We start from the raw sequence: 17,429 nt of genomic DNA on the forward strand, positions 1-17,429 counted from the left end.
CGTGCACCGCCCGACACTTGACGAGGTCGCTGCCCTGGCCGGTGTCGGGCGCGGCACCGTCTCCCGGGTCATCAACGGCTCGCCCCAGGTGAGCCCGGAGGCGCGGGCTGCGGTGCAGAAGGCGATCGACGCGCTCGGCTACGTGCCCAACCGGGCCGCCCGGGCGCTCGTCACCCGCCGCACCGACTCCGTGGCCCTCGTGGTCTCCGAGTCCGAGGAGCGGGTGTTCGGCGAGCCGTTCTTCGCCGGCATCGTCCGCGGCGTCAGCTCGCACCTGGCCGACACCCAGATGCAGCTGTGGCTCGCGATGGCGCAGTCGGTCGCCGAGCGCGTGCTGGTCGAGCGCCACCTCAACGACCAGCACGTCGACGGCGTCCTGCTGCTGTCGCTGCACGACGACGACCCGCTGCCCGGCCTGCTGGCCGGCCGCGGGCTGCCGACCGTCCTGGGCGGGCGCACCGCGCACATGCTCGAGACGGGCACCATCGACGGCCAGGCCAACGGGCACACCGTCTCGTTCGTCGACAACGACAACGAGGGCGGTGCCCGGCTGGCCGTCGAGCACCTGCTCAACCTGGGACGCCGCTGCGTCGCGGCGATCGCCGGCCCGCAGGACATGGGCGTCGGCAAGGCCCGCCTGCGCGGCTATCGCGAGGCGCTGCGGGCCGCGTCCCATCCGTTCGACGACCGTCTCGTCGCATACGGCGACTTCAGCGAGGCGAGCGGCGCCGAAGCGATGAACCGCCTGCTGCATCTCAACCCGGGGCTCGACGCCGTCTTCGCCGCCTCCGACCTGATGGCCGTGGGAGCCATCCGAGCCCTGCGCGAGCTGGGCCGGGCCGTTCCCGCGGACGTCGCCGTGGTCGGGTTCGAGGACTCCGCCGTGGCCCGGCAGACCCTGCCGCCGCTCACCACCGTGCACCAGTCGGTGGAGGGCATGGGTCGCGAGATGGCCAGGCTCCTGCTGGCCCGCATCGCCGGCGGGCCGGCCCACTCGACTGTGCTCGACACGCACCTCGTGGTGCGCGAGTCGGCCTGAGACTGTGCCTTCCCCTGTGGGCACGCTAGGAGGCAAAACGTGCGCTACGGCCACTTCGACGACGAGAGTCGCGAGTACGTGATCGACCGGCCGGACACCCCGCTGCCCTGGATCAACTACCTGGGCACCGAGGCGTACTTCGGCATCATCTCCAACACCGCCGGCGGCTACTCGTTCTACCGTGACGCGCGGCTGCGCCGCCTCACTCGCTACCGGTACAACAACGCGCCCTTCGACTTCGGCGGCCGCTACCTGTACCTGCGCGACGCGGCGAGCGGCGAGTTCTGGTCCCCGACCTGGCAGCCGACGCAGACGGAGCTCGACGACTACGAGTGCCGTCACGGGCTGTCCTACACGACGATCTCCTCCGGCTACCGCGACATCAAGGCGCAGGTCACGTACTTCGTGCCGCTCGGCGAGACGCTGGAGGTCTGGCGGCTGCGGCTGACCAACGAGCGCGACACCGCCGCCGAGCTCTCGGTCTTCTCCTCGGTGGAGTTCTGCCTCTGGGACGCCCAGGACGACGCCACCAACTTCCAGCGCAACTTCAGCACCGGCCAGGTCGAGGTCGTCGACGGGGTCATCTACCACAAGACGGAGTACCGCGAGCGCCGCGACCACTTCGCCTACTTCGCCTGCTCCGAGCCGCTGGCCGGGTTCGACACGGCCCGCGAGTCCTTCCTCGGCCCGTACCGCTCGTGGGACCGGCCGATCGCCGTGGAGCGCGGCAGCTCGTCGGACTCGGTGGCGCACGGCTGGCAGCCGCACGGCTCGCACCACGTGCGCGTCACGCTGGAGCCGGGGGAGACCCGCGAGATCGGCTTCGTGCTCGGCTACTGGGAGAACCCGAAGGACGCCAAGTTCGACCCGCCCGGCTCGCAGACCGTCAACAAGCACATGGTCCGCCCGGTGATCGAGCGCTGGCTGCGGCAGGAGACGGTCGACGCCGGTTTCGCCGCGCTGCGCGAGAACTGGGACCGGCTGCTCGGCGCGCTGCAGGTGGACACGCCCGACGGGGACACGAACCGGATGGTCAACATCTGGAACACGTACCAGAACATGATCACGTTCAACCTGAGCCGCTCGACCTCGTTCTACGAGTCCGGCATCGGCCGCGGCATGGGCTTCCGCGACTCCAACCAGGACCTGCTCGGCTTCGTGCACATGATCCCGGAGCGGGCCCGCGAGCGGATCCTCGACATCGCCGCGACCCAGCTGGCCACCGGCGGGGCGTATCACCAGTACCAGCCGCTGACCAAGCGGGGGAACAACGACATCGGCTCGGGCTTCAACGACGACCCGCTGTGGCTCATCCTCGGGGTCGCGTCCTACCTCAAGGAGTCCGGCGACCTGTCGATCCTCGACGCGCCGGTGCCCTACGACAACGAGCCGGGCTCCGAGACGCCGCTCTACGATCACCTGCAGCGCTCGCTGCGGTACACCCTGGACCGCCTCGGCCCGCACGGCCTGCCGCTGATCGGGCGCGCCGACTGGAACGACTGCCTGAACCTCAACTGCTTCTCCGACACGCCGGGGGAGCCCTTCCAGACGACCGAGAACGCCACCGGCGGGGTCGCCGAGTCGGTGTTCATCGCCGGGCAGTTCGTGCTGGCCGCGAAGGAGCTCGCCGGGATCGCGCAGTCCGTGGGCCAGCCGGCCCAGGAGTACCTCGACGCGGCCGAGAAGATGGCCGGCACGATCGCCGAGCACGGCTGGGACGGGGCCTGGTTCCGCCGGGCGTACGACTTCCACGGCAACGTCATCGGCTCGGCCTCCAACGACGAGGGCCAGATCTTCATCGAGCCGCAGGGCATGTGCGTGATGGGCGGCGTCGGGGTCGAGGACGGCACCGCGGCGAGGGCCCTGGCCAGCGTGCGGGAGCGGCTCGCCACCCCGCACGGGATCGTCCTGCAGCAGCCGGCCTACACCTCCTACCGGCTGGAGCTCGGCGAGATCTCCTCCTACCCGCCCGGCTACAAGGAGAACGGCGGCATCTTCTGCCACACCAACCCGTGGCTCATGATCGCCGAGACGATCGTCGGCAACGGCGACGGGGCGTTCGACTACTACAAGCGGATCCTGCCCTCGGCCCGGGAGGCGATCAGCGAGGTGCACCGGTGCGAGCCATACGTGTACGCGCAGATGATCGCCGGCCGGGACGCGCCGACCCACGGCGAGGCCAAGAACTCCTGGCTGACCGGCACGGCGGCGTGGAACTACGCGGCCATCACGCAGTGGATTCTCGGCATTCGTCCCGAGCTGGCCGGCCTGCGGGTGGCTCCGGTCATCCCGGCGGACTGGCCCGGGTTCACGGCGGTCCGCCGGTTCCGCGGGGCGACGTACACCATCACGGTCCAGCGCGGCGACACCCGCTCGCTGACCGTCGACGGGGCGTCGATCGACCCCGATGGCGTCATCCCGCCGGCCATCGAGGGCTCCGACGTTGAGGTGATCCTGACGATTTCGTGAAAGATCGCGGGGCTGCCGGGTGGCCCGATGACGAGATGTGCGCACAATGAGGCGTGAACATCCCGTCCCCGGGCCGCCCGCGCTCCGCCGGCCGGCCCACGCTCGACGAGGTCGCCCTGCGCGCCGGTGTCGGCCGCGGCACCGTCTCGCGCGTGGTCAACGGCTCGCCCCAGGTGAGCCCCGAGGCCCGCGCGGCGGTGCAGAAGGCGATCGACGAGCTGGGGTACGTGCCCAACCGAGCCGCCCGCGCGCTCGTCACCCAGCGCACAGACTCGGTCGCGCTGGTCGTCTCGGAGTCGGAGGAGCGCGTCTTCGGCGAGCCCTTCTTCGCCGGCATCGTCCGCGGCATCAGTTCGGCCCTGGCCGACACCCAGCTGCAGCTCTGGCTGGCGATGGCCCAGTCCCCGGCCGAGCGCGAGCGCGTCGAGCACCACCTGACCAACCAGCACGTCGACGGCGTGATGCTGCTCTCCCTGCACGACGCCGACCCGCTGCCGCTGCTGCTGGAGCGCCGCGGCCTGCCCGTGGTGCTCGGCGGCCGGCCGGCCCAGATGCTCGCCGACGACGAGCAGCTCAACTTCACCGCCCAGCTGTCCCAGCTCTCCTACGTGGACGCGGACAACGAGGGCGGCGCCCGCATCGCCGTCGGGCACCTGCTGGACCGCCAGCGCCGGCGCATCGCCGCGATCGCCGGCCCGCAGGACATGGCCGTGGGCGTGTCCCGGCTGACCGGCTACCGCGAGGCGCTGGAGCGCGCGGGGATCCCGGTGGACGAGCGGCTCATCGCGTACGGCGACTTCTCCGAGGCCAGCGGCGAGCGCGCGGTGCGCGAGCTGCTCGAGTCCGACCCCGGGATCGACGCGGTCTTCGCCGCCTCCGACCTGATGGCCGTCGGTGCCCTGCGCGGGCTGCGCACGATCGGCAAGCGGGTGCCGGACGACGTGGCCCTGGTCGGCTTCGACGACGTGGCGATCGCCCGGCAGACCGACCCGCCGCTGACCACCGTGCACCAGCCGGTCGAGGCGATGGGGCGGGAGATGGCGCGACTGCTCATCGCGCGCATCGGCGGCGCGGCCTCGTCCTCGGTGATGGTCGAGACGCACCTGGTCCGCCGCGCCTCCGCGTAGGGGTTTGCCGTTCTCCGGTTCCGGGCAGCAGGACATCGGAGGAGGTGGCGATTTCGATGAGCAGTGAGTGGAAGAAGCGGCGGCGCCGGGCCGAGAGCGTGGCCGAGGAGGCCTGGGACCACCTGGTCTCGGCCCTCGACAACGCCCGCTCGTTCGGTGGCACGGTGAAGGACCGCGCATACGACTTCAAGGACCGGGCCGGCGACCTGGCCGGCGAGGCCTCGGACCGCTACAGCTCGGCGTCGGACCGGGTGAGCTCGGTGTCGACCGAGGCGTGGAAGCGGGCCAACCTGGCCCTCGACGCGCTGTCGGGCCGGCGCTCGCGCACGCCGTGGGGCTGGATCGCGGTGGCGGCGCTGGGTGGCGTGGCGGTGGGCTGGGCGGTGGCGGCCTCGGCGCCGAAGGCCATCCAGGCCGCGAGCGAGCGCTTCAGCGACGAGCCCGACGAGCTGCCGGCCTCGGCCGAGCCCCCGGCGCCCTACGAGCCGGTGGTCCCGCCGGTCACGCCCTGACCTGAGCTTTCCCCCGGGAAGAGGTAACCGGGCCGGCGCCGTGCGGGGCGCCGGCCCGTCTCTGCTTCGCGCCCCCGTCGGCCGCTGCCGATCGGGGGAGGGAGGTCATGCGTCGTCCGTCGCCGCCGAAGGCCGGCGGGGTGCCGCCGCGCCGGCGTGGCCGAGCAGGAAGGGCGCGAGGAGTTCGCGGACCCGCGCCTCGATGGCGGTCGCGTCGGATCCCGCCTCGATCATGCGGCTGGCGGTGTAGACGATCGAGCTGATCAGACCGGCGGTGACGGACGGGTCGGGCAGGCCGAGGTCGGTGAGGGCAGCGGCCAGTGGCTGGCTCATCTGCTCGTGCATGTGCTGGGTGCTGGCGCTGACCTGCTCGCCCGGCACCGACTGGATCAGGGCGGTGGCGAGGGCGTGTTCGCCTTCGGCGACCAGGCGCAGGTTCGCGGAGGCGTAGGCCAGCACCTTTTCTCCCGGGCTGTCGGCGGCGGCGATCGCGGCGGTGACGCGGCGCGACCAGTTCGGCAGGATTTCCTGCACCAGCTCGAGCAGGATGTCCCGCTGGGACGGGAAGTACTCGTACACCGATGAGCGGGGCAACCCGGCCCGGGTCGCGACGGCGGCGAGGGTCGGGATCCGGTGCGGGTCCTCGGTCAGCAGGACGCGTGCGGCGTCGAGGAGGGCCCGGCGGCGCTGTGCCCGGTGCTGAGCGATGGTGGGTGCGTCGATGCGCGGCACGGGCCCTCTCTCGTCGTGTCCTCAGCCGGTGGACAGCCGTCCGTCGATCATCTCGACCACCCGGTCGCAGTGTTCCAGCACGTCGTGATCGTGGGTCACCATAACCGTAGCGACGGCGGACCGTTTCGTCTCCCGAGCGAGCAGCTGCACCACCTCGTGGCTGCGCGCCCGGTCCAGCGCGGCCGTGGGTTCGTCGACCAGCAGCAGTGAGGGCTGTCCGACCAGGGCTCGGGCGATGCCGACGCGTTGCCGTTCCCCGCCGGAGAGCTGGTGTGGCCGGCGGTCGGCCCGGTGCGTCATCCCCACGTCCGCGAGGAGCTCGGCGGGATCGCGATCGTCCGTCCGGCGGCGGCTGAGCTTGGTGACCAGCCGCAGCTGGTCCAGTGCGGTGAGCGCCGGCAGGAGGTTGCCGCTCTGGAACACGAAGCCGATGTGGTCGCGCCGGTACGCCGCGCGGGCTGTGACACTCATGCCGACGATGTCGTGCCCGTCGATGGTCACGGTCCCGCTGTCGGGGATGCTCAACGCGCCGGCGACCGCGAGCAGGCTCGACTTGCCCGCGCCCGAGGGGCCCACCACGGCCACGAGTTCGCCCGGGGCGACGGTCAGGCTCACCTCGTCCAGTGCGGTGACCGACGCATCGCCGTCGCCGAGACGCATCGTCACCCCCGACAGGGCCAGGCCGGTGTGGTCGCTCATGGTCATCGCTGTGCTCCCAGTGCCGTGAGCGGGTCGATGGCCGCGACCCGGACGATGGCGGAGGCCGCACCGGCCAGCCCGAGAACGGCCAGCAGGACGGCGGCGACGGCCACCGCGGGCGCTTCGATGGCGAAGGGCACCGCACCGCCGCTGATCACGCCGCCGAGGCCGACGCCGACGGCCACGCCCGCGCCGATCGCGGCACCGAGGATCACCAGGGCCTGGATCAGGCCGTCGCGCAGCAGGTAGGACCGGGCGGCGCCCATCGCTCGCAGCACCGCGAGCTCGTGCCTGCGGTTGATGGTCCAGACCGTGAAGAACGCGCCGACCACCAGGGCGGAGATGGCGTAGAGGAAGACCTGGATGAGCCTGAGGGTCGAGGTCTCGGCGGTGTAGCCGGGCGAGGCGTCATATGCCTCCGCTTTGCGGAAGCTGGTCGTGCCGGCGGCCGCGTCCCCGGCGGCGAGGTCGGCATCCCTGTCCGCCCGGATGGCGACCGCGGTGGCCTCGGTGGTCGCCGAGGCCCGGAGCTCCTCGCCGGGCCCGACGCCCTGGTGCAGGCGCTGCCAGGCCGCGAGGGGCAGATACGCGACGTCGACGTGGCCGAACGTACGCTGGTCCCCGGTGGCGCCGACGACGGTCAGCCTGGTGCCGATCCGGTCGATGGTGACGGTGTCCCCGAGACGCAGACCGGCCTTGATGGCCGTCTGGGACACCACGATGCCGTCCGGACCGCCGAGCCCGGTGCCCTCGGCCGCAGCGGGTGCCAGGAACGAGCCGGGCTCGACGCCGAAGAGGGCCAGGTCGATGGGCAGGCCCCGTTCGCTGCGGGCGTTGACGAGCATGTTGCCGAACAGGGCGGCATCCAGCACGCCGGGCTGCCGGCGCCACTGATCGGCCTGCCGGCTGTTGACCACGCTGCGGGAGAACGCCGAGTCGAGCTTGGTGTGCTGATCGAAGGCGAAGGCGGTCACCGGGAGCCGCTGAAGACCGGACACGCCGTCGTTGACCAGGCCCGACGACAGCCCGGACAGCAGCACCACCAGGATCGCGATCAGGGCGACGACGCTGCCCATGAGCGTGAACCGCCAGCGCGCGAAGCGAAGTTCGCGCAGTGCAAGGAACATCCATCCTCCTGCGGGTAGCAGTTTTTCCGACACAGTGTCGGGAACTATACCGACACTGTGTCGAGAAAATGCCGCTCGGGGTCACCTGCGATCCGGACTCGCCGGTCTCCACCGCCGCCGTCACTGCGCCGCCGGGGACGCCGCGGCCTCGGCAGGAGGTGGCCTGCCGAGGGCCGACGGGAGCCGGCCTGTGCTGCGGGCCCAAGCGGAAACGCCCGACAAGCAGGATCGCTTGTCGGGCGGTGGGTGGCTTCGACGATGACGCGCCAGGCGCGGCCTCAGCTGTACTTGCGCAGCTCGCGCCGGGCCAGGGAGGCGCGGTGGACCTCGTCCGGGCCGTCGGCCAGGCGCAGGGTGCGGGCGCTGGACCAGAGCGTGGCCAGCGGGGTGTCCTGGCTGACGCCGGCCGCGCCGTGGGCCTGGATCGCCTTGTCGATGACCCACTCCGCCATCGACGGCACCGCGATCTTGATGGACTGGATCTCGGTGTGGGCGCCCTTGTTGCCGACGGTGTCCATCAGCCAGGCGGTCTTGAGCACCAGCAGGCGGGCCTGCTCGATGCGCACCCGCGACTCGGCGATCCACTCCTGGATGACACCCTGCTCGGCGAGCGGGCGGCCGAAGGCGACCCGCCGGCTGACCCGCACGCACATCAGCTCCAGGGCGCGCTCCGCCATGCCGATGAGTCGCATGCAGTGGTGGATGCGGCCCGGGCCGAGCCGCGCCTGGGCGATCGCGAAGCCCTGGCCCTCGCCGGCGATGAGGGCGTCGGCGGGAACGCGCACGTTGTCGAAGACGACCTCGGCGTGCCCGCCGTGGGCGGCGTCGGTGTAGCCGAAGACGTGCATGCCGCGCTTGACGGTGATGCCGGGGGTGTCGCGCGGTACGAGGATCATGCTCTGCTGCCGGTGCCGCTCGGCCTGCGGGTCGCTCTTGCCCATGACGATGAGGATCTGGCAGTTGGGGTTCATCGCGCCCGAGGACCACCACTTGCGGCCGTTGATGACGTAGCCGTCGCCGTCGCGCTCGATGCGGGTGGCGATGTTGGTGGCGTCGGAGGAGGCGACGTCGGGCTCGGTCATGCAGAAGGCCGAGCGGATCTGGCCCTCCAGCAGCGGCTTGAGCCACCGGTCCCGCTGCTCGGCCGAGCCGAACTGGGCCAGCACCTCCATGTTGCCGGTGTCGGGGGCCGCGCAGTTGAGCGCCTCCGGGGCCAGGTTCGGGCTGCGGCCGGTGATCTCGGCCAGGGGTGCGTACTGCAGGTTCGTCAGCCCCGCGCCGTGGGTGGCGTCGGGCAGGAACAGGTTCCAGAGGCCCCGCCCGCGCGCGGACCGCTTGAGCTCCTCGATGACCGCGGGGCGCGCCCAGGGGTCCTCGGCCTCGGCCAGCTGCCGCTCCAGGACGGGCTCGGCGCCGTACACCTCCTCGTCCATGAAGTCCGTGAGCTTCTCGTGCAGCTCGGCCGTGCGTTGGTCGAAACCGAAGTCCATCAGCTCTCTCCGTTGATCGCTGCGATGCCCTCTTCGAGCAGGGGCAGAACCAGGTCGCCGATCTCGTCGAAGCCCGCCCCGACGGTCTGTCCCCGGGTGTACCGGTAGTGGATCCCCTCCAGCACGACGGCGAGCTTGTAGCAGGCCAGGCCGACGTACCAGTGCAGGTCGTCGCTGAGCGGGGCGCGGCTCGCGTAGCGCTCGAGCAGCTCGTCGCCGCTGGGGAACCCGGCCGCCGCGCCGAGGCCGTCCGCGATCGGGTTGCGGCCGGTCTTGATGCGGTCCAGCACGTTCCAGTACGCCAGCAGCAGCCCCAGATCCGTCTGCGGGTCGCCGATCGTGGCCATCTCCCAGTCCAGGACGGCGGCCACGCGCAGGGTGTCCGGGTCGACGATGAGGTTGTCGAGGCGGTAGTCGCCGTGCACGATCGCGGGCCGGGGGCTCGCCGGGATGGTCGCGGCGAGCCGCTCGCGCAGCGTGTCGGCAGCGGGCAGGTCGCGGCTGCGGGAGCCCTCGAGCTGCTTGCTCCAGCGGCGGACCTGGCGCTCCAGGAAGCCCTCGGGCCGGCCGAACTCCGCCAGCCCGACGGCGGCCGGGTCGACGAGGTGCAGCTCGGCGAGGGTGTCCATCATCGCGAAGGCGACCTGGCGGCGGCTGTGCTCGCCGAGCGGGTCGGTCTGCGCGCGGTGGCGCAGCACCACGCCGGGCACCCGGGCCATGAGGTAGAACGGCGCGCCGAGCACCGAGTCGTCCTCGCACAGCAGCAGGGCCTCGGGCACGGGCACCGGGGTGGGGCCGAGCGCGGAGATGACCCGGAACTCGCGGGCCATGTCGTGCGCGGTGGCCAGCACGTGGCCCAGCGGCGGGCGGCGCAGGACGAAGGCGTCGTTGAGCACATAGGTCAGGTTGGATCGGCCGCCGGCCACGAGCTCGGCGGCCAGCGGCGCGCCGACCAGGCCGGGGGCCTTCTCGTCCAGGTAGGACTGCAGGCGGGGCAGGTCGAGACCGGGCGGGGTGGTCATCCGATCAGTCCAGGGTTGAGACACGTTCTCTGTCAAGCAACCGGGGGTGATTCGTCACGAATAATTCCGCACTGGCGGTGCGGAAACGCCCCGGGGAAACGTTCCGGCATCGACACCGCTGCGAAACGGCGCGGAAACTCGCGGTAGGCAACCTGGTCGCAGTAAGGGAGAGCAAGGCGTACACCAACGGCGGCGTGCACCTCGGCCCAAGGACGAACGGGAGGTCGACTCACATGCTGCTCAGGCTGAGGGTTGCGCTGCCCGACCGTCCCGGCTCACTCGGGCAGGTTGCCCGGACGCTGGGTGTGGTCGGCGCGGACATCGTTTCGGTAGTCGTACTGGAACGGGTCAGCGGCCGTGCGGTGGACGACTTCACCGTGGCATGGCCGGCTTCGGCCCCGGTCGACCGCGTGCTCACCGGACTGGCGGCGATCCCAGGCGTGCGCTTGGACGGTGTGTGGCGCGGCACCGAGCTCTCGGAGCCGTGCAGCGGCCGCGAGGTCGCGCTGATCGGACAGGTGGCGGCGAACCCGGAACACGGCCTGGCGACGGTCGTGGACGCGGCGCCCGCACTGTTCGGCGCGGACTGGGCGGTGGCGATCAGAGTCGGATCCGACTGGGCGGGCGGCGGCGCGCGTGCCCAGGCCTGGTCCGACGTCTCGGTGGTCAGCGCGAGCTGGCGCGCTCCGGATGTCCCCCCACAGGTGGACATCGCACCACTCCGGCCCCGTGCGTTGAGTGCAGCTGACGGCGTTCATCTCGCTGTCGCGCCTTTCCAGCGCGGAGGTCTGGTCCTTGTTGTCGGACGCGGCGGGGCGGACGGCGACGCTGGAGCACCACCGTTCCACGGTTCCGAGGTGGAACGGCTGGCGCAGCTGGTCGGTGCAACCGCATCTGTGTTGGGGGAACGGCTGGCGGGGCCCGGTTTGGCGGAACCGGGTGAGGCGGGGAGTTCCGTTGCCGGAACCCCCGCTCCCGCCGGCACAAGGTCGCGGTGATGGCGCTCTGGCGCATCCGGGCCACGGTGGACGACCGGCCCGGCTTCCTCTCCGTGCTCACCGCGAGCCTGGCCCTGCGGAAGGTCAACATCCTCTCCGTGCAGGTCCACACCACCGAGGCCGGTGCCGTGGACGACTTCCTGGTCGAGGCGCCCGACGACCTCACCGCCGCGGCCCTGGCCGAGGCCGTGCAGCGCGGCCGCGGCCGCGACCCGTGGATCGCTCCGGCCGACGTGCGCGGGCTGATCGACGAGCCGACCCGCGTGCTGGCCCTGGCCACCAAGGTCCTCGACGGCGGCTGCGACCTGGAGGAGGCCCTGGCCGCGCTCCTCGGCGACTGCGACATCTCCTGGCGCTCCAGCGGCGCCGGCGGCTTCACGGCCACCGGGATGCAGCTGGAGGACCCGGCCGGTGGCACGCTCTACGTCCGCCGGCCCGCCCCCGAGTTCACCCCGGCCGAGTATGCCCGGGCTCAGGCCCTGGTCGAGCTGGCCCGGGTCGCATCGAGACGCACCGCTTCCTGAGTCTTTTCACAGCAGCGCCCCCTCGTGATCGAGGGGGCGCTTTTTGTTGTGCCCGCCTACGTGTAGTCTGCCAACATGTTGGTTGGGTACATGTCGGGGGACGACGTATGAGCGGTACGGAGCGGAGCGGAGTGGCCGCTCATCGGCAAGCGCAGGGCTTCTCATGCCGTGGCCGCAGCGTTGCGGAGGTCGCGGCATGAGCGCCTTGGAGTACGCGCGGACCCAGTTCGGGCTCACCGCATCGCTGCACTTCACGTTCGTCATGGTCACGCTCGGCCTCGTGGTGCTCGTCGCCGTCATGCAGACGCGCTACACGATCACGGGCCAGGAGGTGTACGGCCGGATGGCCCGCTTCTGGGGCCAGCTCTACGCGATCAACTACGCGGTCGGCATCGCCACCGGGCTCGTCATGGAGTTCGAGATCGGGCTCAACTGGAGCGGCCTGTCCCGCCTGACCGGCGACGTGTTCGGCGCGCCGCTCGCGCTGGAGACGCTCATCGCCTTCGTGCTCGAGTCGACGCTGCTCGGCATGTGGATCTTCGGCTGGGGGCGGCTCGGCAAGCGGCTGCACCTGGCGCTGATCTGGGGCACCGCGGCGACCGCGCTGCTCTCCGCGTTCTGGGTGCTCGTGAGCAACGCGTTCCTGCAGCACCCGGTCGGCTACGCCCTGGACGAGCACGGCACCGCCCGGCTCACGGACTTCGGCGCCCTGCTCACCAACAGCGCCCTGTGGTTCGCCCTGGCCCACGCGGTCTCGGCGACCATGATCGCCGGGGGCGTGCTCGTGGCCGGCGTCTCGGCCTGGCGCCTGCGCCGCGCGAGGACCGACGACTTCGAGCTGTTCCGCCGCTCGCTGCGGCTGGGCATCCGGGTCGGGCTGATCGGCACCTTCCTCACCATCGGCTTCGGCTACGCCCAGTTCGGCTGGATCGACGCCAGTCAGCCGATGAAGATGGCCGGCCGCGGCGACACCGCGCTCGAGCGCCAGGCGGAGCTGGTGCAGCGGTTCGGCCCAGGCGACTACCTCGTCAGCGGCAACGTCGGGGTCGCGCTCGGCCTCATGATCCAGATCGCCAACCTGCTGTTCCTCGTCCTCGCCGTGGCGCAGGCGCTCACCTTCCGCGACGCGCTGATCCACCGCCGCTGGGCCCGGCCGATGTCGTGGCTGCTCACCGCGCTCATCCCGGTGCCGATGCTCACCGCGATCGCCGGCTGGTTCGTGCGGGAGGAGGGGCGGCAGCCGTGGGCGGTGTACGGCCTGCTGCGCACCGCCGACGCCGTGTCCCCGATGAGCGCGGGCGCGCTGCGGTGGTCCACGTTCGGCTTCTCCGCGCTCGTCGTGGCGCTGGTGCTCCTCGACTGGTGGCTGCTGGCCCGGGCCGCGGCGCGACCACCCGGCGAGGCGTTCGCGCCCGAGCCCGCCGAGCAGCGGCAGGAGGCCCTCGTATGAGCACCATGTGGTACGTCATCCTGGGCGCGGTGTCCGTCGCCTACTTCGTCCTCGGCGGGCTCGACCAGGGCGTGGCCATGCTGCTGCCCGCGCTGCGCGGCGACGACCGGCGCCGCGAGGCCCTCAACGCGCTCGGCCCGATGTTCCTCGGCAACGAGGTCTGGGTGGTCGGCGCCGCCGGGGTGCTCATCGCCGCGTTCCCGCGGCTGGAGGGGGAGCTGTTCACCGCCGCGTACCCGGCCGTCGTCGCGGCCGTGCTCGGGCTCGCCGCGCTCAGCGCGGGCGTCCAGCTGCGCGGCCGGGCCCGGCGGCGGGGCGGCTTCGACGTGCTCATCCCCGCGGCCGGGCTGACCCTCGCGACGGCCTGGGGGCTGCTGTTCGGCGTGCTGCTGCACGGCGTGCCGATCGGGGCCGACGGCCACGTGCACGGCCTCGCGCCCTTCGCCGATCCGATGGTCTGGCTCACGGCCGCGGCCAACGTGCTGCTGGTGCTCGCGCACGGGGCGGCGTACCTGCACTGGAAGCTCGGCCGGCCGCTGCGCCCGGGCCTGCCCCTGCTCGCAGGCGGGGTCGCGGCGCTGGCGCTCGGCGGCTGGTGGCTCGCGGCCCCGGCCGGCATCCGCAACCCGGTCGCCGGCACCGTGCTCGCGCTCGTCGCCGTGGCGGCCGTGGTCGTCGCCGGGTGGGTGCCCCGGCCCGGGATGGCGTTCGCGGCGACCGCTGTGGCGTGCGCCCTACCCGTCGTCGCGGCCGCGTCGGCGCTGTTCCCGGGCGTGCTAGCGTCCACGCTGGATCCGGGCGCGACGGTGACCGTCGACGGCGCGGCCGCGGGCGCTGACACGCTGCGGCTGCTCACACTCGGCGCGGCGCCGCTGCTTCCGGTGCTCGTCGCCGTCCAGGCCGCCTGCTGGTGGCTCTTCCGGCGCCGGACGTCTCCGTACTGGTAGGGCGGCGCGACACGTGGACAGAAGACTTTTGCGGCTCGGGCCGGTCCGGCGTTATGTGCTGGTGCTGGCGGGCTCGGCGCTGATCGCCGCGGTGCTCGTCGTGGCGCAGGCGGTCAGCCTCGCGACCCTGCTCGCCGCGGCCGCCGGCGGACGGCTCGACCGCACCGCGCTGGTCGTCGGCGCGGTGACGGTCCTGCTGCGCGGGCTGCACGCCGGCGCGCTGAGCGCCGTCGCCGGGCGGGCCGCCGCCGCGGTCAAGGCCCACCTGCGCGAGCAACTGCTCGACGCGGCCGCGCGGCGCGGGCCCGCCTGGCTGTCGGGGCAGCGCGCGGGGGAGCTCGCGACCCTGGCCGGCCGCGGGGTCGACGGCCTCGACGGGTACCTCACCGGCTACCTGCCGCAGGTCTTCCTGGCCGCGTTCGTCCCGCTCGCGACCCTGGGCTGGCTCGCCGTCACCGACTTCGCGTCGGCGGTCGTCGTCGCCCTGACCCTGCCGCTCATCCCCGTCTTCGGCATCCTCGTCGGCCGGTCCACCGGCGCCCGCACCCAGCGCCAGTGGCACGAGCTCACCCGGCTCGGCGGGCACTTCCTCGACACCGTGCGCGGCCTGGCGACCCTGCGCGCGCACGGCCGCGCGGGCGCGTACGTGCGGCGGGTGCGGGAGAACGCGGAGGGGTACCGCCGAGCCACCATGCGCACCCTGCGCCTGGCGTTCCTGTCGGCCCTGGTGCTGGAGCTGGTCGCGACCGTCTCGGTCGCGCTGGTCGCCGTGCCCGTCGGGCTGCGGCTGCTGGACGGCCGCCTGACGCTCGGCGCCGCGCTGGCCGTGCTGCTGCTCGCGCCCGAGGCCTACCTGCCGCTGCGCGCCCTGGGCACCAGGTTCCACGCCAGCCAGGAGGGGCTCGCGGCCTCCGCCGAGGTCCACGCCGTGCTGCACGACGCGCCGGGCCCCGGTGGCAGCCCCGGCGGCAGCCCGGCGACCACCGAGGCCCGGCTGCCACCGGCGGACGCGGCCCTGGTGCTGGAGCGGGTGGAGGTTCGCTACGGCGACGTCCTCGCCCTGCGCGAGGCGAGCCTGACGATCGAGCCCGGCGACCGGGTGGCCCTGGTCGGCCCGAGCGGCGGCGGCAAGTCCACGCTGCTCTCGCTGGTGCTCGGCTTCACGACGCCCACCGCGGGCCGGGTCCTGGCCGGCGGCGCGGACCTCGCCGCGCTCGACCTCGCGGCCTGGCGCGCCCGGCTCGCCTGGTTGCCGCAGCGCCCGCACTTGTTCGCCGGCACCGTGGCCGACAACATCCGCCTCGGCGCGCCCGGGGCGAGCCTGGACGAGGTGGTCGCGGCCGCGCGCGCCGCCGAGGCCGACGGTTTCGTGCGCGCGCTGCCGTCCGGCTACGACACCGACCTCGCCCTGCACGGCCTGTCGAGCGGCCAGCGCCAGCGCCTGGCCATGGCGCGGGCCTGGCTGCGCACGGAGGCGTCGCTGCTGCTGTTCGACGAGCCGACGGCGCGCCTGGACGCGGCCAGCGAGGCGGCGGTCGTGGCCTCCGCGGCCCGCCTGGCGGCCGGTCGCACGGCGCTGCTGGTCGCCCACCGCCCGGCCCTGCTGTCGATCGCCACGCGCACGGTCACCGTCGACGGCCGCCTGACCGAGTCGCGCAGCCCGGTGGTGGCCGCGTGATGCTGAACCCGCCGGCGGTGCTGCGGCTCGCCTTCGCCGGCCTCCTCGCCGTGCTGACGGAGGCCGCCGGGATCGGCCTGGTCGGCACCGCGACCTGGATGATCGTGCGGGCGGCCGACCAGCCGCCGCTGGCCGCACTGGCCGTCGCCATCGCCGCGGTGCGCGCGTTCGCGCTGCTCAAGGGCGGCATCCGGTACGCCGAGCGGCTGGCCGGCCACGACGTGGTCCTGCGCGTCCTGGCGTCGCTGCGCACCCGCTCCTTCGCCGCCCTGGCCGCCCGCAACGAGGCGCCCGCGGCCGGGGACGCGCTCAGCCGGGTGGTGTCCGATGTGGACGCCGTGCAGGACCTGCTGCTGCGGGCCGTCCTGCCCGCCGCGACCGCCGCCGTCGTCGGCGTCGCCGCCGTGGCCGCCTTCGCCGTCGTCTCGCCGCCGGCCGCGCTGGTGCTGGCCGCCGCCCTGCTCGTGGCCGGCCTGCTGCTGCCCCTGCTCGGCAGGGCCCTGTCCCGCCCGGCCGCCTTGCTGGCCGTCGCCCGCGGCGACGTCACCCGCTCCACTGTGGACATCGCGCACGGCGCCGCGGAGCTGCTCGCCTTCGGCGCCATGCCGGCCGCCCTGGCCACCGCCGCCGAGCGCTCGCGGCGCCTGGCCCGCCTGGAGACGCGCGCCGCGGCCGCCGGGGCGATCGTCTCGGCGGCCGCGACGGTCGTGCCGGCGGCGGCCGCCCTGGCCGTCGCCGCCCTCGTGTCCGGCTCCGCCGCGCCGGTGCTCGCGCTCGTGGCGCTGAGCGTGGGCGAGGTGGTCGTGCCGCTGGCCGGGGCCGCCGCGCGCCAGGCCGAGGTGCGGGGCGCCCTGAGCCGGGTGCGTGAGCTCGTGGCCGCGGGCGCACCTGATGCACCGGGCGCACCTGATGCACCGGACGCGCAGGAGTTGCGGGCCTACCGCGACCCGGTCTCGGTCCGGCTGCACGGCGTGACGGTGCGCTATCCGCACGGCGGCCGCGACGCACTGTCCGATGTGGACCTGGTCCTCCCGGCCGGCCGCCGGGTCGCCGTCGTCGGCCCGAGCGGCGCCGGGAAGTCCACGCTGCTGTCCGCGATCGCGGGCGCGGTCCCGCTGCGCGACGGGCGGATCGAGGGCCGCCCGCCGGGGGCCGAGCCCTGGCAGGTCGCCGGCGGGGTCTTCGCCGACGCGTACGTCTTGCACGCGACCGTGCGCGAGAACCTCACCCTCGGCCGGGCAGGCTTCGTCGACGCCGACCTGCGGGCCGCCCTGTCCGCGGCCGGGCTGCCCGCCTACGCCGACCGGCTGGACGAGCTCGTGGGGGAGGACGGCGGGCGGCTCTCCGGCGGGCAGCGCCAGCGGCTGCTGCTGGCCCGGGCCCTGGTCGACCCGCCGCCGGTGCTGCTGCTGGACGAGCCCACCGAGGGCCTCGACCCGGCCGCCGCGGACGCGGTGCTGGCGACGGCCCTGCGCGCGGCCGGGGACCGCACGGTCGTGGTGGTGACCCACCGCCGCGCCGACCTGACCGCCTTCGACGACGTGGTGACCGTCGCGGACGGCCGCGTCACGGGGTGACGATGGTCCCGGGTCGGGCGGGGCTTCTGGCCTTGCGG

15 protein-coding genes are annotated in these 17,429 nt (G+C 73.5%); 10 read left to right on the forward strand and 5 right to left on the reverse strand.

What is annotated here, in order from left to right; translation table 11 throughout:
* The first annotated feature begins 1 nt into the window (after position 1).
* From ABT369_RS43235 to ABT369_RS43250, 4 genes are read left to right on the forward strand one after another with little or no spacing between them, the layout of a single operon-like run.
* Positions 2 to 1,039: a LacI family DNA-binding transcriptional regulator gene (locus ABT369_RS43235; protein WP_350621754.1), complete on the forward strand. Its 1,038-nt coding sequence runs from the start codon at positions 2 to 4 to the stop codon at positions 1,037 to 1,039.
* A gap of 39 nt (positions 1,040 to 1,078) precedes the next feature.
* Complete coding sequence (locus ABT369_RS43240; RefSeq protein ID WP_350621756.1) at positions 1,079 to 3,508, forward strand: glycoside hydrolase family 94 protein; 2,430 nt, start codon at positions 1,079 to 1,081, stop codon at positions 3,506 to 3,508.
* Between the two features lie 59 nt (positions 3,509 to 3,567).
* Positions 3,568 to 4,635, forward strand: coding sequence for a LacI family DNA-binding transcriptional regulator (locus ABT369_RS43245; RefSeq protein ID WP_350621943.1), 1,068 nt, complete (start codon positions 3,568 to 3,570; stop codon positions 4,633 to 4,635).
* A gap of 56 nt (positions 4,636 to 4,691) precedes the next feature.
* Positions 4,692 to 5,147, forward strand: coding sequence for a hypothetical protein (locus tag ABT369_RS43250; RefSeq protein ID WP_350621758.1), 456 nt, complete (start codon positions 4,692 to 4,694; stop codon positions 5,145 to 5,147).
* Positions 5,148 to 5,252: 105 nt separating this feature from the next.
* Here the strand turns inward: ABT369_RS43250 and ABT369_RS43255 are convergent, their stop codons facing one another.
* From ABT369_RS43255 to ABT369_RS43275, 5 genes are all read right to left on the reverse strand, one after another.
* Positions 5,253 to 5,879 (reverse strand): TetR/AcrR family transcriptional regulator, encoded by a 627-nt coding sequence (locus ABT369_RS43255; RefSeq protein WP_350621761.1) that lies wholly within the window; start codon positions 5,877 to 5,879, stop codon positions 5,253 to 5,255.
* 21 nt (positions 5,880 to 5,900) lie between these two features.
* Positions 5,901 to 6,584, reverse strand: a complete 684-nt coding sequence (locus ABT369_RS43260; RefSeq protein ID WP_350621764.1) for an ABC transporter ATP-binding protein — start codon at positions 6,582 to 6,584, stop codon at positions 5,901 to 5,903.
* Positions 6,581 to 7,705 carry an FtsX-like permease family protein gene (locus ABT369_RS43265; protein WP_350621766.1) on the reverse strand — a complete coding sequence of 375 codons (1,125 nt, stop codon included), beginning with the start codon at positions 7,703 to 7,705 and terminating at the stop codon, positions 6,581 to 6,583. Before ABT369_RS43265 ends, ABT369_RS43260 begins: the two co-directional genes overlap by 4 nt.
* A gap of 278 nt (positions 7,706 to 7,983) precedes the next feature.
* Positions 7,984 to 9,195, reverse strand: coding sequence for an acyl-CoA dehydrogenase family protein (locus ABT369_RS43270; protein WP_350621769.1), 1,212 nt, complete (start codon positions 9,193 to 9,195; stop codon positions 7,984 to 7,986).
* A complete protein-coding gene (locus tag ABT369_RS43275) occupies positions 9,195 to 10,217 on the reverse strand; it encodes a phosphotransferase family protein (RefSeq protein ID WP_350621771.1) in 1,023 nt (340 codons plus the stop codon). Before ABT369_RS43275 ends, ABT369_RS43270 begins: the two co-directional genes overlap by 1 nt.
* A 233-nt stretch (positions 10,218 to 10,450) precedes the next feature.
* On the opposite strand from ABT369_RS43275, the gene ABT369_RS43280 reads away from it, so the two are divergent.
* From ABT369_RS43280 to cydC, 6 genes are all read left to right on the forward strand, one after another.
* The gene (locus ABT369_RS43280; protein ID WP_350621774.1) at positions 10,451 to 11,215 is read left to right on the forward strand and encodes an ACT domain-containing protein; all 765 of its coding nucleotides are present in this window, start codon (positions 10,451 to 10,453) and stop codon (positions 11,213 to 11,215) included.
* A complete protein-coding gene (locus ABT369_RS43285; RefSeq protein ID WP_350621776.1) occupies positions 11,215 to 11,739 on the forward strand; it encodes an ACT domain-containing protein in 525 nt (174 codons plus the stop codon). The genes ABT369_RS43280 and ABT369_RS43285 overlap by 1 nt, the downstream gene beginning before the upstream one ends.
* A gap of 196 nt (positions 11,740 to 11,935) precedes the next feature.
* Positions 11,936 to 13,189, forward strand: a complete 1,254-nt coding sequence (locus ABT369_RS43290; RefSeq protein WP_350621778.1) for a cytochrome ubiquinol oxidase subunit I — start codon at positions 11,936 to 11,938, stop codon at positions 13,187 to 13,189.
* Positions 13,186 to 14,136 carry a cytochrome d ubiquinol oxidase subunit II gene (locus ABT369_RS43295; protein ID WP_350621781.1) on the forward strand — a complete coding sequence of 317 codons (951 nt, stop codon included), beginning with the start codon at positions 13,186 to 13,188 and terminating at the stop codon, positions 14,134 to 14,136. Before ABT369_RS43290 ends, ABT369_RS43295 begins: the two co-directional genes overlap by 4 nt.
* Positions 14,137 to 14,149: 13 nt before the next feature.
* Entirely contained in the window at positions 14,150 to 15,814 is a 1,665-nt protein-coding gene (cydD, locus tag ABT369_RS43300; protein WP_350621783.1) for a thiol reductant ABC exporter subunit CydD, read from the forward strand.
* Complete coding sequence (gene cydC / locus ABT369_RS43305) at positions 15,814 to 17,391, forward strand: thiol reductant ABC exporter subunit CydC (protein ID WP_350621945.1); 1,578 nt, start codon at positions 15,814 to 15,816, stop codon at positions 17,389 to 17,391. The genes cydD and cydC overlap by 1 nt, the downstream gene beginning before the upstream one ends.
* The last annotated feature ends 38 nt before the right edge of the window (positions 17,392 to 17,429 follow it).

Source organism: Dactylosporangium sp. NPDC000244, from assembly GCF_040300725.1.
GTDB lineage: Bacteria > Actinomycetota > Actinomycetes > Mycobacteriales > Micromonosporaceae > Dactylosporangium.

Coding starts and splice junctions, on each gene's coding strand:
- ABT369_RS43290 (WP_350621778.1), top strand. CDS start 11,936: ATGAGCGCCTTGGAGTACGCGCGGACCCAGTTCGGGCTCACCGCATCG.
- ABT369_RS43270 (WP_350621769.1), bottom strand. CDS start 9,195: ATGGACTTCGGTTTCGACCAACGCACGGCCGAGCTGCACGAGAAGCTC.
- ABT369_RS43275 (WP_350621771.1), bottom strand. CDS start 10,217: ATGACCACCCCGCCCGGTCTCGACCTGCCCCGCCTGCAGTCCTACCTG.
- ABT369_RS43295 (WP_350621781.1), top strand. CDS start 13,186: ATGAGCACCATGTGGTACGTCATCCTGGGCGCGGTGTCCGTCGCCTAC.
- ABT369_RS43260 (WP_350621764.1), bottom strand. CDS start 6,584: ATGACCATGAGCGACCACACCGGCCTGGCCCTGTCGGGGGTGACGATG.
- ABT369_RS43280 (WP_350621774.1), top strand. CDS start 10,451: ATGCTGCTCAGGCTGAGGGTTGCGCTGCCCGACCGTCCCGGCTCACTC.
- ABT369_RS43285 (WP_350621776.1), top strand. CDS start 11,215: ATGGCGCTCTGGCGCATCCGGGCCACGGTGGACGACCGGCCCGGCTTC.
- ABT369_RS43265 (WP_350621766.1), bottom strand. CDS start 7,705: ATGTTCCTTGCACTGCGCGAACTTCGCTTCGCGCGCTGGCGGTTCACG.
- cydC (WP_350621945.1), top strand. CDS start 15,814: ATGCTGAACCCGCCGGCGGTGCTGCGGCTCGCCTTCGCCGGCCTCCTC.
- ABT369_RS43250 (WP_350621758.1), top strand. CDS start 4,692: ATGAGCAGTGAGTGGAAGAAGCGGCGGCGCCGGGCCGAGAGCGTGGCC.